The 15,694-nt window shown below is 53.5% G+C and carries 20 protein-coding genes; 14 read left to right on the top strand and 6 right to left on the bottom strand.

Going from position 1 to position 15,694, the window contains the following annotated elements; all coding sequences use genetic code 11:
* The 4 genes from XYCOK13_RS17460 to XYCOK13_RS17445 all read left to right on the top strand — a co-directional run.
* Positions 1-690, top strand: a 690-nt coding sequence (locus XYCOK13_RS17460) for a metal ABC transporter solute-binding protein, Zn/Mn family (RefSeq protein WP_213413528.1), incomplete at its 5' end; no start/stop codon positions are given.
* 114 nt (positions 691-804) lie between these two features.
* Positions 805-1,584 carry a metal ABC transporter ATP-binding protein gene (locus XYCOK13_RS17455; RefSeq protein ID WP_213413527.1) on the top strand — a complete coding sequence of 260 codons (780 nt, stop codon included), beginning with the start codon at positions 805-807 and terminating at the stop codon, positions 1,582-1,584.
* A 47-nt stretch (positions 1,585-1,631) separates the two neighbouring features.
* Entirely contained in the window at positions 1,632-2,435 is an 804-nt protein-coding gene (locus XYCOK13_RS17450) for a metal ABC transporter permease (protein ID WP_213413526.1), read from the top strand.
* Between the two features lie 64 nt (positions 2,436-2,499).
* Complete coding sequence (locus XYCOK13_RS17445) at positions 2,500-3,225, top strand: cytochrome c biogenesis CcdA family protein (protein WP_373314438.1); 726 nt, start codon at positions 2,500-2,502, stop codon at positions 3,223-3,225.
* 76 nt (positions 3,226-3,301) lie between these two features.
* Here the strand turns inward: XYCOK13_RS17445 and splB are convergent, their stop codons facing one another.
* Positions 3,302-4,369 carry a spore photoproduct lyase gene (splB, locus tag XYCOK13_RS17440; protein ID WP_213413525.1) on the bottom strand — a complete coding sequence of 356 codons (1,068 nt, stop codon included), beginning with the start codon at positions 4,367-4,369 and terminating at the stop codon, positions 3,302-3,304.
* A gap of 184 nt (positions 4,370-4,553) precedes the next feature.
* Between splB and mntR the strand changes: the two genes are divergently transcribed.
* The 4 genes from mntR to XYCOK13_RS17420 all read left to right on the top strand — a co-directional run bounded on the left by mntR (position 4,554) and on the right by XYCOK13_RS17420 (position 6,999).
* On the top strand, positions 4,554-4,979 hold the full coding sequence (gene mntR / locus XYCOK13_RS17435) for a transcriptional regulator MntR (protein WP_213413524.1): 426 nt from the start codon (positions 4,554-4,556) through the stop codon (positions 4,977-4,979).
* A gap of 248 nt (positions 4,980-5,227) precedes the next feature.
* On the top strand, positions 5,228-6,088 hold the full coding sequence (locus XYCOK13_RS17430) for a chemotaxis protein (protein ID WP_213413523.1): 861 nt from the start codon (positions 5,228-5,230) through the stop codon (positions 6,086-6,088).
* Positions 6,089-6,134: 46 nt separating this feature from the next.
* Positions 6,135-6,647: a YiiX/YebB-like N1pC/P60 family cysteine hydrolase gene (locus tag XYCOK13_RS17425; RefSeq protein ID WP_244865230.1), complete on the top strand. Its 513-nt coding sequence runs from the start codon at positions 6,135-6,137 to the stop codon at positions 6,645-6,647.
* A 121-nt stretch (positions 6,648-6,768) separates the two neighbouring features.
* The gene (locus XYCOK13_RS17420; protein ID WP_213413521.1) at positions 6,769-6,999 is read left to right on the top strand and encodes a hypothetical protein; all 231 of its coding nucleotides are present in this window, start codon (positions 6,769-6,771) and stop codon (positions 6,997-6,999) included.
* A gap of 77 nt (positions 7,000-7,076) precedes the next feature.
* Here the strand turns inward: XYCOK13_RS17420 and XYCOK13_RS17415 are convergent, their stop codons facing one another.
* Together XYCOK13_RS17415 and XYCOK13_RS17410 are read right to left on the bottom strand one after the other, a co-directional pair.
* The gene (locus tag XYCOK13_RS17415; RefSeq protein ID WP_213413520.1) at positions 7,077-7,340 is read right to left on the bottom strand and encodes a hypothetical protein; all 264 of its coding nucleotides are present in this window, start codon (positions 7,338-7,340) and stop codon (positions 7,077-7,079) included.
* The gene (locus XYCOK13_RS17410) at positions 7,337-8,290 is read right to left on the bottom strand and encodes a DUF1385 domain-containing protein (protein WP_213413519.1); all 954 of its coding nucleotides are present in this window, start codon (positions 8,288-8,290) and stop codon (positions 7,337-7,339) included. Before XYCOK13_RS17410 ends, XYCOK13_RS17415 begins: the two co-directional genes overlap by 4 nt.
* 195 nt (positions 8,291-8,485) lie before the next feature.
* Between XYCOK13_RS17410 and XYCOK13_RS17405 the strand changes: the two genes are divergently transcribed.
* The 5 genes from XYCOK13_RS17405 (at position 8,486) to XYCOK13_RS17385 (ending at position 12,967) form a co-directional block, all read left to right on the top strand.
* Positions 8,486-8,977: a YqhR family membrane protein gene (locus XYCOK13_RS17405; RefSeq protein ID WP_213413518.1), complete on the top strand. Its 492-nt coding sequence runs from the start codon at positions 8,486-8,488 to the stop codon at positions 8,975-8,977.
* A gap of 157 nt (positions 8,978-9,134) precedes the next feature.
* The gene (gene aroQ, locus XYCOK13_RS17400; RefSeq protein WP_213413517.1) at positions 9,135-9,584 is read left to right on the top strand and encodes a type II 3-dehydroquinate dehydratase; all 450 of its coding nucleotides are present in this window, start codon (positions 9,135-9,137) and stop codon (positions 9,582-9,584) included.
* Between the two features lie 30 nt (positions 9,585-9,614).
* Positions 9,615-10,691, top strand: coding sequence for a M24 family metallopeptidase (locus XYCOK13_RS17395; RefSeq protein WP_213413516.1), 1,077 nt, complete (start codon positions 9,615-9,617; stop codon positions 10,689-10,691).
* Positions 10,692-10,779: 88 nt separating this feature from the next.
* Positions 10,780-11,337 carry an elongation factor P gene (gene efp / locus XYCOK13_RS17390; RefSeq protein WP_213413515.1) on the top strand — a complete coding sequence of 186 codons (558 nt, stop codon included), beginning with the start codon at positions 10,780-10,782 and terminating at the stop codon, positions 11,335-11,337.
* A 376-nt stretch (positions 11,338-11,713) separates the two neighbouring features.
* Positions 11,714-12,967 (top strand): aspartate kinase, encoded by a 1,254-nt coding sequence (locus XYCOK13_RS17385; protein WP_213413514.1) that lies wholly within the window; start codon positions 11,714-11,716, stop codon positions 12,965-12,967.
* A 121-nt stretch (positions 12,968-13,088) separates the two neighbouring features.
* Here the strand turns inward: XYCOK13_RS17385 and XYCOK13_RS17380 are convergent, their stop codons facing one another.
* The 3 genes from XYCOK13_RS17380 to comA form a co-directional block, all read right to left on the bottom strand.
* The gene (locus XYCOK13_RS17380) at positions 13,089-13,553 is read right to left on the bottom strand and encodes a DUF441 domain-containing protein (protein ID WP_213413513.1); all 465 of its coding nucleotides are present in this window, start codon (positions 13,551-13,553) and stop codon (positions 13,089-13,091) included.
* Positions 13,554-13,701: 148 nt separating this feature from the next.
* Entirely contained in the window at positions 13,702-14,448 is a 747-nt protein-coding gene (locus XYCOK13_RS17375) for a 2-phosphosulfolactate phosphatase (RefSeq protein WP_213413512.1), read from the bottom strand.
* 14 nt (positions 14,449-14,462) lie between these two features.
* Positions 14,463-15,257, bottom strand: coding sequence for a phosphosulfolactate synthase (comA, locus tag XYCOK13_RS17370; RefSeq protein ID WP_213413511.1), 795 nt, complete (start codon positions 15,255-15,257; stop codon positions 14,463-14,465).
* A 170-nt stretch (positions 15,258-15,427) separates the two neighbouring features.
* Here comA and XYCOK13_RS17365 point away from each other — a divergent pair, with 170 nt between their 5' ends.
* On the top strand, positions 15,428-15,694 hold the full coding sequence (locus tag XYCOK13_RS17365) for a YqhV family protein (RefSeq protein ID WP_213413510.1): 267 nt from the start codon (positions 15,428-15,430) through the stop codon (positions 15,692-15,694).

Raw genomic sequence — 15,694 nt, 5'->3', positions numbered from 1 at the left:
CGTGCTCGGCATGAGGGAGCCGAAGCGGACGACCACGGCCATGCGCATGAAGGAGCCGAAGCGGACGATCATGGCCATGAGCATGAAGGAGCCGAAGCGGACGATCACGGCCATGAACATGAGGAAGATGCGCATGGACACAGCCATGGTCATGACCACGATCACGGAGGTTATGATCCGCATGCCTGGGTAAGCCCGCTGTCTGCCAAGAAGATGGCTGAGCAAATATTGCAGGCGTTGATTGAGGTTGATCCCGATCATGCTGAGGACTATCGGGCGAACTATGAACAGATTGCGGCCCAGTTCGACGAATTGGATGAAGAGCTCAGGGCAATCATTGCAGCGGGCAATCGCACCGATATTGTCGTTTCCCATCACGCATACGGGTACTTGGAACGGGATTACGGATTGGTGCAATTGGCTGTAATGGGCATTAGCCCGGAAAGCGAGCCGACTCCGCAAGACATGAAGAACATTACTCAATATGTTCAGGAGCACGGGGTGCAATATATTTTGTTCGAGGAGCTTGCCTCCCCGAGAATCGCGGAAATCTTGGCCCAGGAGGCGGGTGTCGAAACTTTAGTGTTCAACCCGGTGGAGGGATTGACCGAGGAGCAGGAGAAGGCCGGCGAAGATTACTTCACTGTCATGAAACGGAATTTGACATCATTAGAGAAAGCATTACAATAAGATAAGATTATTACGCGCAACATCCTAAAGCGGCATGCATTCGAGGAAGACCGGCAGCATGAAGGCGTACAGACACACTTTGGAGTGAGCGTAAGGATGAAGGAGAGAACTGCAATGCAATCCAGCTCGCCATGCCATGAACCAATCGTAACCTTGGAGCATATTTCGTTCGCGTACGGGCAGCAGCCCGTCCTGCGCGACTTGACGTTTTCTGTCTACCAGCGTGATTTCGTAGGACTTATCGGAGCGAATGGCTCCGGCAAAACGACCCTGCTGAAGATGATAGTCGGACTGCTGAAGCCGGATCTCGGAGAGATTCGGCTTTTCGGCCAGCCGATCCGCCAGTTTCGGGAATGGAACAAAATCGGCTATGTGCCTCAGCGAAACCAGCTGAACCCGCTGTTCCCGGCCACGGTGCGTGAGGTAGTACTGTCGGGGCTGTATAATCGCAAAAAAATGTTCAAGCTTGTCACCAAAGCAGATCACGCTAAGGCGGACGATGCTCTGAATGCATTAGGCATTGAGGATCTTGGCAACCGGCTGATCGGCAAGCTGTCCGGCGGGCAGCAGCAGCGAGCGTTTCTGGCGCGCGCGCTTATCAACAACCCGCAGCTGTTGATTCTTGACGAGCCTACAGTTGGCGTGGATGCAGAAACCCAAGAAGGGTTCTTTCAGATGATCAAGCATATGCATCAGAAGCACAACATTACCTTCCTGCTCGTATCCCATGACAGGGATATGATGAAGGCATACTTGGGCGATGAGCCGGCATACAAGCATGGACGGATCGGCTTCCATGTGCGGCATTCCCACGATCTGGAGGATTGCTCGCAAGAAGATTTGACCCATGGCCTTCGCGATTATCATAAACAATTGGCGGAGAGCAGTGTATAGCGTAAAGCTGGACGACTTGCGCCTGGGAGAAAGGAAGATGACGGAAAGTGGACATATTTGCATATGATTTCTTTCAGCGGGCGCTGATCGGCGGCATTCTGATTGGACTGATGACGCCGCTCATCGGCACGTTTGTTGTGCTGCGGCGCCTGTCGATGATCGGCGATACGCTTGCCCACGTCTCCATTGCCGGGGTCGCGCTGGGGTTTCTGATCGATGTGTATCCGCTCGGCATGGGACTGGTTTTTGCGGTAGTAGCCGCTTTCGCCATAGAGAAGCTCAGAAGAGCGTACAAGGGTTACGCTGAGCTTTCGATTGCCATCCTTCTGTCCGGCGGAGTCGCGCTCGCTTCGATCTTGTTCACGTTGGGCAAAGGCTTCAACATGAACGTGAACAGCTATTTGTTCGGCAATATCTTATCGCTCAGCAAGTCTGATCTCGTGCTGGTCACGGTCGTTACCATTGCAGTGCTAATTGCAGTGCTCGTGCTGTTCAAGGAATTGTTCTTGATGGCGCTGGACGAGGATGCGGCGAGCGTGAACGGATTGCCGCTTTCGCTGTTGAATATACTGACCATCGTGCTTACTGCCCTTGTGGTTAGTGTGGCCATCAAGATCGTAGGCGCGCTGCTCATTTCGGCGCTTCTGACGATACCTGTTGCTTGCAGTTTAGTATTTGGCCGTGGTTTTAAGCACACGGTTCTCATATCTGTATTGATTTCGGAAATTGCGGTCATTGGCGGATTAAGCATTTCCGGCGTATGGAACCTTGCCCCGGGAGGAACGATCGTCATGCTGCTCATTGTCATGCTGATGCTCTTGCTTCTGGCAAGGCGCAGCCTGCGGGTTTGACCTGCCGCTATCAGTTGTGTATGGTTTAAGGGACAGGTAAACGGAAAGGGGAAGGGAAATCATCATGGAATTGAACATTTGGGTCGCGTTTTGGGCAGGACTGCTCTCCTTTATTTCTCCATGCTGTCTGCCATTATATCCCTCATACTTATCATACATTACGGGTGTGTCCGTCAGCAGTCTGAAGACAGACAAATCAGCGCAGGTTCGGACGAAGCTGCTGCTGCATACGCTTTGTTTCATCATCGGATTCTCGATCGTGTTCTACACGTTCGGCCTGACAGCCGGTCTGCTTGCGGAGACGTTCCTCGACAGCCGGTATCGTGATTTGTTCAGCAAGCTCGCCGCCGTGTTCATCATTGTGATGGGCTTGATCCTGCTGGGCATCTTCAAGCCGCAGCTGCTGATGCGGGACGTGAAGTGGCAGGTGCCTGACAAGTTGAAGAAGACCGGCTACATTGGCTCGGTCTTCATCGGCATCGGCTTTGCGGCTGGCTGGTCGCCGTGCATCGGGCCTATTCTTGGCGCAATCGGCGCGCTCGCCGCAACCGAGAAGGGTACATGGTTTCCGCTCATTACCGCCTATACGTTGGGCTTTGCGATTCCGTTTTTCCTCGTAGCCTTTTTTCTCGGCTCTACCAAATGGCTCATCAAGTTTTCAGCGCCACTCATGAAGATCGGCGGCGCGGTCATGATTATAATGGGCATATTGCTATATACGGGACAGCTTACCCAAATCACCATCCAGCTTCAGGAAATAACGCCGGATTGGCTGCGCAATTTGGGCTGAGCCAGACGGGAATTCCGGCCGCTTGCACGCTTGGCGAGGGCAGACTATGCTGCTCAGCAAGCGGTCTTCTGTCCGCTTATGTGAAATACTCAATGCGCGCCTCGGGGAAGTGGGCAAAAATTTGCTCGGTAATGAACTCCCTCAGCGCCTCCGCCTGCTCGTTTGGATAAACGTATTTTCCAATGCCGTACCGCCCCCATTTGTACTTCCGCTTCGCCTCATCCATCTCCAGCTTGGTTTTCGGATAGCGTTGTTCAATGACCCGCTTCGCTGTTTTTGTGAAGCGGTGCTGAATCAGCTCGAACGTCAAATCGTTCTGCGGGGTCACCTGTACTTGCTCCCTCAGTTTCCTGAGCAGCTCGCTGTACCCTTCTTCCCATCCATCAAACCCAATAATAGGTGCAATAATGAACCCGAGCGGATATCCGGCCCCGGCAACCTTGCCTGCGGCCTCGATGCGCTCCTCCAATCGGGATGTGGCCGGCTCGAAGTTGCGTATGACATAGTCCGCATTGACGCTGAATCGGATGCGGGTGTGACCGTTGTGCCTGGCGTCGAGCAGCGAGTCGACATGATGGTACTTGGTGACGAACCGCAGTCTCCCAAGCGGCTGATCGGCCATAAATTCGATCAGCCGTTTCAAGGAACCGGTAATAGGCTCGAGACCGACAGGATCAGACGTACAAGCTGCTTCGAAGCGCGTAATTTCCGGCTCCCGTTCGGCGATGTACCCTTGCGCCGCTTCCAAAATTTCATCGATGTTGACATAAATACGGACATAAGGCTTGGCGCCCAGCGTCGTCTGCAAGTAGCAGTAATGGCAGTGACCCATGCAGCCAGTACCGATCGGGATGGCGTATTCGGCGGAAGGCTTGGACGTGTCGAATTTCAATGTCTTGCGTATGCCGACGACTAAGGTGCGCTTGGCGATTTTGTATTTCTCCAGCTCGGATTCGCCCGGCAGATTCGTGATCCGGTTATGCGAGGAAGTCATGCGAATCGGAATGCCCTGTTCCTGCGCCCATTCATGTATGCGCTTCCCCATTGCATAGTCCAGCGCGGCTGGCTCGAAATAAACCAAATCGGGCCGAAAAGGCTTCGTCCCGGCAGCCGGGCGCCGCTCCAACGTGGAGGTTGGCGTCATGTGTTGGCACTCTCCTCTCTTCAAATAATGTTACCGCCTTACAGTAGTATGGAGGCGAGAAGGTTTGCATAACCTGTGGGAATCGCTGGTTGGAATTGCTCGCTCGGGAATGCTCGCCAACGGCTTGCGAAGGAGGGGGAAACCGTGTATGATTACGTGTAGAAAAAAGAGGGAGGACACGCGAATGGCTGCCACACCGAGTATGGAGGATTATTTGGAGCGTATATATCAGCTCATTGATGAGAAGGGATACGCCCGCGTCTCCGATATTGCAGAAGGCCTTGAGGTGCATCCTTCGTCTGTAACCAAGATGATTCAAAAGCTGGATAAGGACAACTACGTGGTCTATGAGCGTTACAGGGGGCTGATTTTGACCTCCAAAGGCAAGAAGATGGGCAAGCGCTTATTGGACCGTCATCATATGCTGGAAGAACTGTTGACACTTATTGGCGTGCCGGAGGAAACGATCTACAAGGATGTTGAAGGCATCGAGCATCACCTCAGCTGGGATTCCATTACTTGTCTGGAGGCGCTCGTGGAATATTTCCGCAGAGATCCGTCGCGAAGCGCACAGCTGGACGCGATACGAAAGGAACTGGAAACGGAATAAAGGGAATCTTCATGCGAGCAAAGGGCGGACTGCGACCGTAACAGGTTGGGGCCGGCCTTTTTTTTGTCTGGCATCCTTCTCGCGGCCATAGACGGATTCGGATGAGGAATGGTGACAACCATCAGCAGCATAGTAGTCAAGGAGAGAACTTTTCATTGCCGGGACAAGACTGCCGCAAGGGACGAACTGTGCTTGTCTTGCGAAATCGGCTGCGAAAACAACCTTCATGGAGGGGAGGCCGTTGCCTATTGAGGCCGAATCAGCGAAAGCAAAAAATTGCGGTTGCCATCATCCACGGAATGGGGCGACAGAAAGAAGATTTCGCTGCCGAGCTGAAAGTCCGGCTGGATGAATCCGTTGCCGGCTGCTTCAAAAAGCGCGGCATGAAGCCCAGAACCGACGATTTCGTTATTCTCCCGATTTATTGGGCGCATATTGCGGATCGGATTCAAGACGAATTGGAAATCAGACTGGAGCTGGACGTCCTTGCCTGGAAGCGGCTGCGGAGCTTTGTCATCGGTTATTTGGGGGACGCGATAGCCTATCAGATGCCGCTTGCGCGCAATCAGTTTCTCGTCGATTCGATCCACCTTGAGATGAAGAATAAGCTGGCCAAACTGGCGGCAACATGCGGGGATTGCGCACCGCTGTGCATTATCTCGCACAGTCTTGGCACGGTGATCAGCAGCGAATATTTCAAGTCCGTCCAACAAGCGCGGGCGAGCACAGGGGCTTCCCCGCTGGCAAGCGGGCGCACGCTGGCCTTGTACTACACAATGGGCAGCCCGCTGCCAATATGGGCGCTGCGGGAGAAAGACTTCGGCTTTCCTCCAGACATTCCTTCTCCTGGATTGCAGCGCATGTATCCGAACCTGGTTGGGGAATGGATCAACTTCTATAGCAAGTATGATGTCCTCGGCTTCCCGCTAAGGCCGATTAACGACCGCTACCGCAGGAGAGTCAATGTGGACAGACAGATTGATGTCGGCCGCTTGTTCAGCCGTTATACGCCGTTGGCGCATCATTATTATTGGGAGAACAAAACGGTGGTGAGACGAATGGCTGAGGGGTTGGTCCGTGCATGGATCGCCATCAACGGCGCAAGGTAACACATCCGCCCAAATCCGCATAGGGTAAATGGGGTGGTGATAAGTGGTGAGACCCGAGTTTCAAGCAGGCGATATATTGGTTGCCTGCGACAATGCGCTGCACGTGCCGGCCGGGTATTTGGGACATAGCGCCATCGCTGTGGATGGCACATATATGGTGGAAGCGGTACTGACCTTTCCTTACATTCGACTGGTGCCGATTGACCAGTTTTTCTCCGACCATCGCAGGATGGCTGTCTATCGGGCGCGCGACAGCAGGGCGGGAGCGGCGGCGGCCGCATTTGCCAGATGGTATTATGAACAAGCGACGCGAAATTATGAGCAGGGCAAGATTGTTCCGCCATTCTCCTTCTCGCCGGCAATTGCTTTGTCTGATCCATGGACTTCCGTTTACTGTTCCAAGCTCGTCTGGCTGAGCTATTACTATGGTGCAGGCATTGCCTTGCCGAACGATTTCTTTCTTTTTACGCCGGAAGATATAGCTGCAGCCGCCCAATCAGGGGAGTATCTGGTTACGGTATACAAGCATCCGGAATTCCAATTTGTGCTCAATACGTAAAAACGGGCCATTCGTCCAATTGTGAGCTTATCTAGGTGTTTGCCATTTCCACATCCGTCCTCCCCTCATAAGATGTCAATGTGCAAAACGCACGAAATCATAAAGAGGGAGTGACCCATAAATGGCAGGACTTGGCGGAGGTTTGGGAGCAGGATTCGGACTTAATGCAGGACTCGATACGGATTTGTATGTGAATGCGCATGGCGGCGTAGGTGCCGGTGCGCCATCGGTTTGCGGCTATCCCGGTCACTACGGAGCTCCGGCAGCATCGGCTGGGTACGCGACGACAGGATCGATTCTGGTTCTATTCATTCTCTTGGTGATCATCACGCGCTCGATTCGATACGCATAGGCGTTCCAGCTGCGAAAAGGGCCTTGCTCTTTTTGGCAAGGCCCTTGCGGTCGGGCTGCGACTGGCAGCACCGGACATTAATGGTAGCGCGGAGTATCGTTATCGTTATCCTCTCGCCCGGATCCGTCAATGACGCGGAATTTGGCTTTTTTCGCCCGGTGTTTCCGGGAAGACCATTGTCCGGACGAACGTTTCCACCGATGGGGAGGGAATTTGTACAACAGGAATATGGTGCCCAGCACGACGACGGGAATCAGCAGCTGCCTGAGCTGGGATACAATACCGATCACAATCAGTCCGATGATCACATACCAGAAGAGGCGGTCCCGTCTGAACCTCATTTTGCTCCACCTGCCTTTTCCAGTTCCAGCATGCGCTTGAAAGAAGCGATAGAGACTTCCACCTGGTCATCGAACGGCTCCTTGGTAGTCAGCTTCTGCAGCCAAAGACCGGGATACCCCAAATACTTCAGCACGGGGATATCGCGAAGCATGTTCGTAAATTTCAAGACCTCGAAGGAAACGCCAATGACAACGGGCAGCAGAATAATGCGCTGAATGAGGCGATCCCAAATGTTGTCGTAAGTCATCAAGGAATAAATGAACACGCCGACGATGACAGTGAAGACGATAAAGCTGCTGCCGCAGCGATAGTGCAGTCGGCTATGCTTCTGTACATTCTCCACCGTAAGCTCGTCCCCGGCTTCGAAAGCGCTGATGACTTTATGCTCCGCGCCATGGTATTGGAACAAGCGCTTGATAATCGGAGTCATGGAAATAAAGTAAATGTAGAGCAGGAGCAAAATCATCTTGATGAGGCCTTCCAGCAAATTATGGCCGAATTGATTCTCAAAGGCCTTGGCAAACAGCAATTGCTCAATGGCGGGAGGAATCAGGGTGAAGACAAATTTCCCGAATAAGAACGAAAGCACGCCTACTACTGCAACGCCGAGGATCATGGAAAGGCTCCAGCCCGAGTTGGCCGCTTCCTTCGCTTTCTCGACGTCCTCCCCGTTAGCGATCGCTTCCTCTTCCGCGTAGATTTCCGCAGAGAAATTCAAGTGCTGCGCCCCCTTGGCGCTTGATTCGATTATAGCGACAATTCCTCGCAATAAGGGCACTTTCTTCAGGCCGCTCAGTACTTTATTTGGCTTTCGAGGGGCCTCGTAAAATTCTATCGCATTCGTGCTCTTGCGGCGCACAGCTGTCACATTCACAGTCGTTCCTGCGAACATAACGCCTTCTATAACAGCTTGGCCGCCGTAGGCCGGGCATTTTTTCGATTCGGACAAACTCGACACTCTCCTTAATGATAAGTTCAACTATCTACCATGTTTACTGGGAAAAACGGTTATTGCTCTATTGTATCGAATTTGCCGATGAATTGCTACCGCAAGGGCGGGTTTGCCAACCGCAGGGATAACGGACGCTTCGCTGCGCATAATATCGGATACGTCTTGTTACTACTTGCAAAGGGGTGTTGTCGCATGCACGCGAACAAGCAGACCGTACACCACACGAACCCGTGGCGGTTCGCCTTGCAGATCGGTTTTTTTGCCGGATTGATCTGGGGAGGCGTCCGGATTGCAGAATATTACTTCAAGTTTACGGAGGTCATACCGGGTTTTTTGGCCGAGCCGTTCATGAAGCATTCCTTCATCGCTTCCTGGAGCGGGCATCTGTTCGGCTGGGGGGTGTTCACGGTGTTTTCGATTGCTGCGGCGTTCATATATGCAGCGTTCTTTCGCAAGATCAAAGGTCCGTGGTTCGGCCTTCTATACGGAGCGGCGTGGTGGCTGCTTCTCTATCTGCTGATCGGCCCGTGGACAGGCATGATGAAGGCGTTCAGCGAGCAAACGCCGAATACGTTAATTACGGACAGCTGCTTGTTTCTTGTCTGGGGCCTCTTCATAGGGTACAGCACGGCGTTTGAATTTACGGATGAACGTTTCCGCGAACCGGTGGAACAAGCCGGCTGATCCAGGCATTCGCTGCGCCCGGAACATCGAATTCGCTCTTTACGCTGTTAACAATCGGCATGCAATATGATAAAATACGCCTGTAAAATATAGCAGCAGGGCTGCTTACTTATACGGGCGGGAGTGCAGTTGCTGCCCCGAGGGGGAAAAGAGGAGCATGAAGCAAATACTTGTGCTGCACGGGCCGAACTTGAACATGCTGGGCGTGCGGGAACCCGGCATATATGGCGCCGAGACTCTGGAGCAGATCAACATGAGGCTTGTTGAGCTTGGTCGGGAGCTGGGGCTGCAAGTCCAGCATGTTCAATCGAATGTGGAAGGCGAGCTGATTAACCGCATCCACGAAGCGTACGGAAAAGCAGACGGCATTTTGATGAATCCGGGGGCATTTACCCATTACAGCTATGCGATCCGGGATGCTATCAGTGCTGTTGCGTTGCCTGTTGTGGAAGTGCATTTGTCGAACATACATAAGCGTGAGGCCTTTCGCCATGTATCGGTGACGGCTCCCGTATCCTTGGGACAGATATCGGGCTTCGGCGCTTACAGCTACGAATTGGGCTTGCTAGCGCTGGCGCAGCATTTGGCCGGGCAGTCCGAAGGTTGAAGATCTTTAGCCAGTGAAGGAGGCAAAAGCATGACCACGGCACATCGCGTGCAAGCGCTGAGAAAGCAATTGGATGAACGAGGACTCGCCGCCCTGTGGATTACCAGCCCGACCAACCGCCGATATTTGACCGGCTTCACGGGGTCTTCCGGCTACGTGTTGGTGACGATGGACCAGGCACTCTTATTCTCGGATTTCCGCTACCGCACACAGGCGCCCGAGCAAGCGCCGGATTTCGCTTTTATCGAGCACGGACCGCGCATAACCGATACGTTGGCGCAAGTGGCAGCAGAGCAGAAGCTGGATCGGATCGGATTCGAGCATGAACACATGACGGTGGCGCAGCACCGTCAATATGAAGAAACATTGGGATCAGTCCAGTGGGTGCCTGCCGGCGGCATAGTAGAAGAGCTGCGCATGATCAAGGATGAAGCCGAGCTCAAGGTCATGCAGGAGGCCGCCGATTTGGCCGACCGCGCCTTCGAGCACATCTGCACTTATTTGAGGCCGGGATTGACTGAGCAGGAAGTGGCGCTTGAGCTGGAGCTGTTCATGCGCAAAGGCGGAGCATCCTCCGCTTCCTTTGAGACGATCGTCGCGTCCGGCGAACGGTCTGCGCTGCCGCACGGCGTGGCCTCGGACAGAGTCTTGAAGAACGGCGAGTTCGTAAAAATGGACTTCGGCGCCTACTATCAAGGCTACTGCTCCGATATAACCCGGACGGTCGCGCTGGGGCAGCCCGGCGAGCGGCACCGCGAGATTTATGCGATTGTGCTCGAAGCGCAGCTGCATGCGTTGGAAGAGATCAAACCGGGGATGACGGGCCGGGAGGCGGATGCCTTGACGAGAGATATCATTAAGCGGTATGGTTATAGTGATTATTTCGGTCACGGAACAGGCCATGGACTGGGACTGGACATTCACGAAGCGCCGCGGCTTTCGGTTGGGTCCGATACGGTACTCAAGCCGGGAATGACGGTCACTGTAGAACCGGGGATTTACTTGCCGGAATTCGGCGGGGTTCGCATTGAGGATGATATCGTCATCACGGAGACAGGCTGCAGACGTCTGACCCAATCATCCAAGGAATTGAGGATGATCGGGTAGCGGAGAACGGCAGGCCGGAGAATGCCTATTATCGTGATCAGCTATTTTACATAGACGATCCAGTGAATCGATTCAGGAGGGAAAACCAGTGATTTCAGTAAACGATTTTCGCACAGGCTTGACCATTGAAGTGGAGGGCGATATCTTCACCGTGCAGGATTTCCAGCATGTCAAGCCGGGAAAAGGCGCAGCGTTCGTCCGCGCCAAAATCAAAAATCTGCGCAACGGCAACATTGTAGAGCGCACCTTCCGCGCCGGTGAAATGGTAGGCCGCGCACATGTGGAAAACCGCGAGATGCAGTATTTGTACGCCAGTGGCGATGACCATGTGTTCATGGATAACGAAACGTACGACCAAATTACCCTTCCGTCGAGCAAGCTCGAATGGGAGCTGAAATTCATCAAAGAAAACATGAACGTCAATATCGCCAGCTATGAAGGCGAGATTATCGGCATTACGCTGCCGAACTCGGTGGAGCTTAAAGTGACCGAAACCGAACCCGGTGTCAAGGGGAACACGGCGCAGGGAGCGACGAAGGCCGCTACATTGGAGACAGGCTTGACTGTACAGGTGCCGCTCTTCATTAACGAAGGCGACGTACTGATCATCAACACCACTGAGGGCAAGTACGTATCCCGCGCATAGCTTGAAAGCGGAATTTGCTGTCCGCAAGCTTCTATGCTGCAAGCCGACTCGGCTGGGGCATGCTTGTGGAACGCTCCAGGGAGACAGCATGCCTCCAGGCATGCGCGCTGCCGAAGAAATCGCTCCTACGGAATGGGTGCTCCCGATCATCCCATTCGGTAAGAGCGATTTTTTTTGCGTCGCGTCGCTTTCTGATGCAAGCGAGGAAGGACTGTGAGGGGGGAAATACCGCGTGAGGCCGCTGCGGCATCTGGACGATGTGCCAAGGCGGCTATATCGCTTGAGGCGCCAATGATTTTTCGTGGTTCAATGCGTCGGGGTGTGCTATAATTGCATATTGTAAAAACATAAACCGCACGGCAGGGAGTGAGAGTAGTTGTCATTGTTTGTGATGAAATTCGGAGGCAGTTCCGTCGGCTCGGCAGAGCGGATCATGCGGGTGGCGGAACGCATTATTGAGAAGAAGGAAGAAGGGCATCAATGCGTGGTCGTTGTGTCCGCCATGGGCGATACGACAGACGAATTGATCGATCTCTCCCGGCAGCTGAGCGATCAGCCGCCTGCACGTGAAATGGATATGCTGCTGACGACAGGCGAGCAAATGTCCATTTCGCTCTTGTCGATTGCCCTGCATGCCAAGGGCCATGAGGCTGTCTCGTATACAGGCTGGCAGGCAGGCATGACCACAGATGCGACACATGCCAAGGCCAAGATTACCGATATTCAGCCGCAACGGGTGCTGGACTCGCTGGAGGCAGGCAAGATCGTAGTGGTGGCCGGCTTCCAGGGCATTTCGAAGGACGGAGAAATTACAACGCTCGGACGCGGGGGATCGGACACTACCGCTGTGGCCATCGCGGCGGCGATCAAAGCGGATGCTTGCGAAATTTATACGGATGTGGACGGCGTGTACTCGACAGATCCGCGTATTGTCAAGGTTGCGCGCAAGCTTGTGGAAATTTCGTATGACGAGATGCTTGAGCTGGCCAACCTCGGCGCAGCGGTGCTTCACCCGAGAGCCGTGGAATATGCCAAGCATTATCAAGTGCCATTGGTAGTGCGCTCTAGCTTTACTTATAATGAGGGAACACTTGTGAAGGAGGACGCAGTTATGGAGCAGGGAATTGCGGTGCGCGGCATCGCTTATGACAAGAACGTCGCCAGAATCAGCCTGATTGGAGTGCCGGACCAGCCTGGCGTGCTGGCGAAGGTGTTCGGCTCATTGGCTGAGCAGAGTATAGACGTAGACATCATCGTCCAAAGCGGCATTACTAGCGAGAAGACGAACTTCTCCTTTACGGTTTCGCTGACGGATCTGGAGAAAGCCCTGGCTGTCGTGGCTTCGATCAAGGATGCGGTTCCTTACGATGAGGTCAGTTCCGAGACGAATCTGGTGAAGGTCTCGATCGTAGGGGCCGGCATGGTGAGCAATCCGGGTGTGGCAGCGAAAATGTTCGATGTGATTTCGCAGCAAGGCATCAGCATCAAGATGGTCAGCACATCGGAAATCAAGTGCTCCTGTGTCATCGACCAAGAGAAGCTGACAGAAGTGATCCTGGCGCTGCACTCTGCTTACGGCCTGGATACGAACCAAACCGCCTTTGTCGGAGGTCCGAAAGACCGCCGCTAAAAGCCGTATTGACACAAAAAAACAGCTCCCTCCTTAAGACCGCTCGAAGAAACGGTCTGAGGAGGGAGTTTTTCATGCGCTAAAAACCACATATTCATGCAGGCAGCTGCTTGGCTTACTCTTAATGAAATTGACTGAATATAAATTGAAACACCTTCATGAAGACAACGGTGATGCCTGCAGCCATAAGCGGCCCAACCGGTATGCCGCGAAGAAACAAGATACCGAAGATCGACCCGATGACGAGACCGACGATCATTTGCGGGTCGAGTTTGAGCAAGTCGAGTCCCTTGCCGTTCAAATAGGTCGCTGCAGCGCCGCCAGCCAATGCCAGCACGCCTGGCCAAGTCGTCAGGACGGAGGTGACATCCTTGAAAGTGATTTTTCCGCTGGCAAAAGGGACAAGCACTGCCATGGTCAGAAAGAGCAAGCCAAGCTCCAGCCCTCTTCTCTCTATCGCAGGCAAATAACGCTCCAGATGAATCAATTTGACTACGAGCAAAATACAAGCTGCCGTAGTGATGATATGCGAGCGTCCGATCATCCCCACAACAATCAGCACCAGCAATAAAAATTCCCCGTTCACTTCAACGTCTCCTGTCCAGCGTTCTCATCCTGCCGTCAGGCAGCGCTTGGCAAGCAGTTGTCACCCTATCGTTATCAATAGACCGGCATATGGCAGGATGAGAGCTTGTAGTAGAATCATTGCTTGTTTATGTTTATGAATGAATCCGCTATTTAGAACAAGCCTGTCGCATTTGTGGGGGACGGTAGCTTTCCAGAACATGATTGGTCAAGAGGGGCGCGATATCGTAAATATTTCGCTTGGCACAGTACAGCACATCGGCCTTCCAGCCTTGGCGAACCATTCGTTTGGCGTTTGCGGCAGACAGGATGGCTTCCGGCAAGCGCCCTTTGCATTGCTTGAAGGCAAGCAGCATCGCCCTGGCGAAATCGCCCATCTCCAAGCTGCTTTCATGAGCCAGCAGCTCCTCCAGCAGACTGCCTGCGCACAAGCCGTCCTCCAAGCTGAACTGATCCTGGGTGCCGGCGCACACGATCACGATATCCCGCTTGAAGCTGGCAGCGGCTCTGGCGCAGCTGGCAGCGTTCAGCAGGGAGCCGACAAGAATATGCTGAGCCTTGTGCGATTTTTGAATCGCACGCGTTCCGTTGGTTGTGGTCAGAATGATTTTTTTGCCCTTTACTTGTTCCTTCATATACTCGAAGGGAGAGTTGCCGAGATCAAACCCGGCAATTTTGCGCCCATATCGCTCTCCGCCGAGCAGCTCCTCTTCCCGGCCAGACTTGAGCGCCTTCGCCTGACCGACGGTTTCGACAGGGATCACCCCGTCAGAGCCGAATTCGAGTGCAGTAACAATCGTGCTGGTGGCTCGCAGCACGTCAATGACGATGGCGGTTTTATGCAGAAAGTCGTCGGAGCGCGCCTCATTGACCGTTGCAATGACGTCCACCCGCATGACCATCCCCCCCCTTAAGATTCGACGAACGTATCCGAACGCAGACCGCGTCTTAACGCTTCCACAGACAGAATATCCTCCGGCGCGATATTGCCGAGATTGACATGGCGGCCCAACGTCTGCATCATCCATACCTGTTGGGATTTCAACGGTGTCTCCCACATCAGCTTATAGGGGTCCGGCAATCGTTCGACGACCTGCAGCAGCTCCGGGTCCCTGCAAGATCCGCTTTCGTCGTAAAGTCCCGCTCCGCGGCCGGATTCCCTTCCTTCCACAGTGACCAGCTCGGCTCCGCACTCCAGATCCGAATAGACTGTGCGAAGCAGCCCTTCCTGATCGATCACCGAACCCCATGCTTTTTTTCCATATTCCGTGAAGACGGTCAACCCCTCTTTCAGAGCTTGCTTGATCAGAGTGCTTCGCTGCTCGCGATTCAGCTCAATGGTGCCGTCCGATACTTCCAGTCCGGAAAATCCGAGCGCCGCCACAACAGAGAAGAAAGGATCGACCCGCTTTTGCGCCACGGCCACTTCGAGAAAGGTTCCGCCCGGCATGATGGTGATCTGGTGTTGATGGGCAAGCTCGATTTTTTTAGCGATCATTTCGATCGGATACAAGGCAGATGTGCCAAATCCAAGCTTTACTACATCTATAAAGCTCCCTGCCGTTTCCATCAAATCTGCAAACGCCGAAAGCCCCAGTCCCTTGTCGATGACCATGGTTAATCCTCTTGTGCGCGGTTTGGACAGGCGGGAGCCCGACGGATCCGACAAGCGACTGTCCCAGACAACTTGAGAAAGAGATTCCATCATACAAGTCTCCTAACTGTGTAAGAATTCTATGTGATCTTTAGGCAATATATGCAAGGCGTTATTAGTGGGTGAGGAAAAAGCCTAAAAGGAAACAAGCCTGCATAAGGATGATAAGGGGAGGCCTGACCGGCCAATTTTGGAGACAAGAATTCGGGAGTGATTAGCGGATGTTGAACAAGATCGTGATGGGCATGGTCGCGCTGCGGTTGATCTCCGGTACGATCGAGATTATTGCGGCATTGATTATGGCGAGGCTGAACCAAGTGGACAAGGCGCTGCTCGTCAATGCCGGGCTGGCATTCGTCGGTCCCATGATTTTGCTTGCGACGACAACGCTTGGTCTGGTGGGGCTGGCGGACAAATTGTCGTGGAACAAGCTCGCCTGGATTTTGCTTGGGATCGGCTGCATTTTTGTCGGCGTGCTGAAAAAATGA

Origin of the sequence: Xylanibacillus composti, from assembly GCF_018403685.1 — a bacterium.
GTDB classification, from domain to species: Bacteria; Bacillota; Bacilli; order Paenibacillales; family K13; genus Xylanibacillus; species Xylanibacillus composti.
This window is presented reverse-complemented; position numbering and strand designations above follow the sequence as displayed.

Bases quoted from the DNA above. Each gene is read 5' to 3' on its own strand.
- mntR (WP_213413524.1), top strand. From the start codon at position 4,554: ATGGCTGCCACACCGAGTATGGAGGATTATTTGGAGCGTATATATCAG.
- XYCOK13_RS17455 (WP_213413527.1), top strand. From the start codon at position 805: ATGCAATCCAGCTCGCCATGCCATGAACCAATCGTAACCTTGGAGCAT.
- comA (WP_213413511.1), bottom strand. From the start codon at position 15,257: ATGGAATCTCTTTCTCAAGTTGTCTGGGACAGTCGCTTGTCGGATCCG.
- aroQ (WP_213413517.1), top strand. From the start codon at position 9,135: ATGAAGCAAATACTTGTGCTGCACGGGCCGAACTTGAACATGCTGGGC.
- XYCOK13_RS17420 (WP_213413521.1), top strand. From the start codon at position 6,769: ATGGCAGGACTTGGCGGAGGTTTGGGAGCAGGATTCGGACTTAATGCA.
- XYCOK13_RS17365 (WP_213413510.1), top strand. From the start codon at position 15,428: ATGTTGAACAAGATCGTGATGGGCATGGTCGCGCTGCGGTTGATCTCC.
- XYCOK13_RS17375 (WP_213413512.1), bottom strand. From the start codon at position 14,448: ATGCGGGTGGACGTCATTGCAACGGTCAATGAGGCGCGCTCCGACGAC.
- XYCOK13_RS17395 (WP_213413516.1), top strand. From the start codon at position 9,615: ATGACCACGGCACATCGCGTGCAAGCGCTGAGAAAGCAATTGGATGAA.
- XYCOK13_RS17445 (WP_373314438.1), top strand. From the start codon at position 2,500: ATGGAATTGAACATTTGGGTCGCGTTTTGGGCAGGACTGCTCTCCTTT.
- splB (WP_213413525.1), bottom strand. From the start codon at position 4,369: ATGACGCCAACCTCCACGTTGGAGCGGCGCCCGGCTGCCGGGACGAAG.
- XYCOK13_RS17415 (WP_213413520.1), bottom strand. From the start codon at position 7,340: ATGAGGTTCAGACGGGACCGCCTCTTCTGGTATGTGATCATCGGACTG.
- XYCOK13_RS17405 (WP_213413518.1), top strand. From the start codon at position 8,486: ATGCACGCGAACAAGCAGACCGTACACCACACGAACCCGTGGCGGTTC.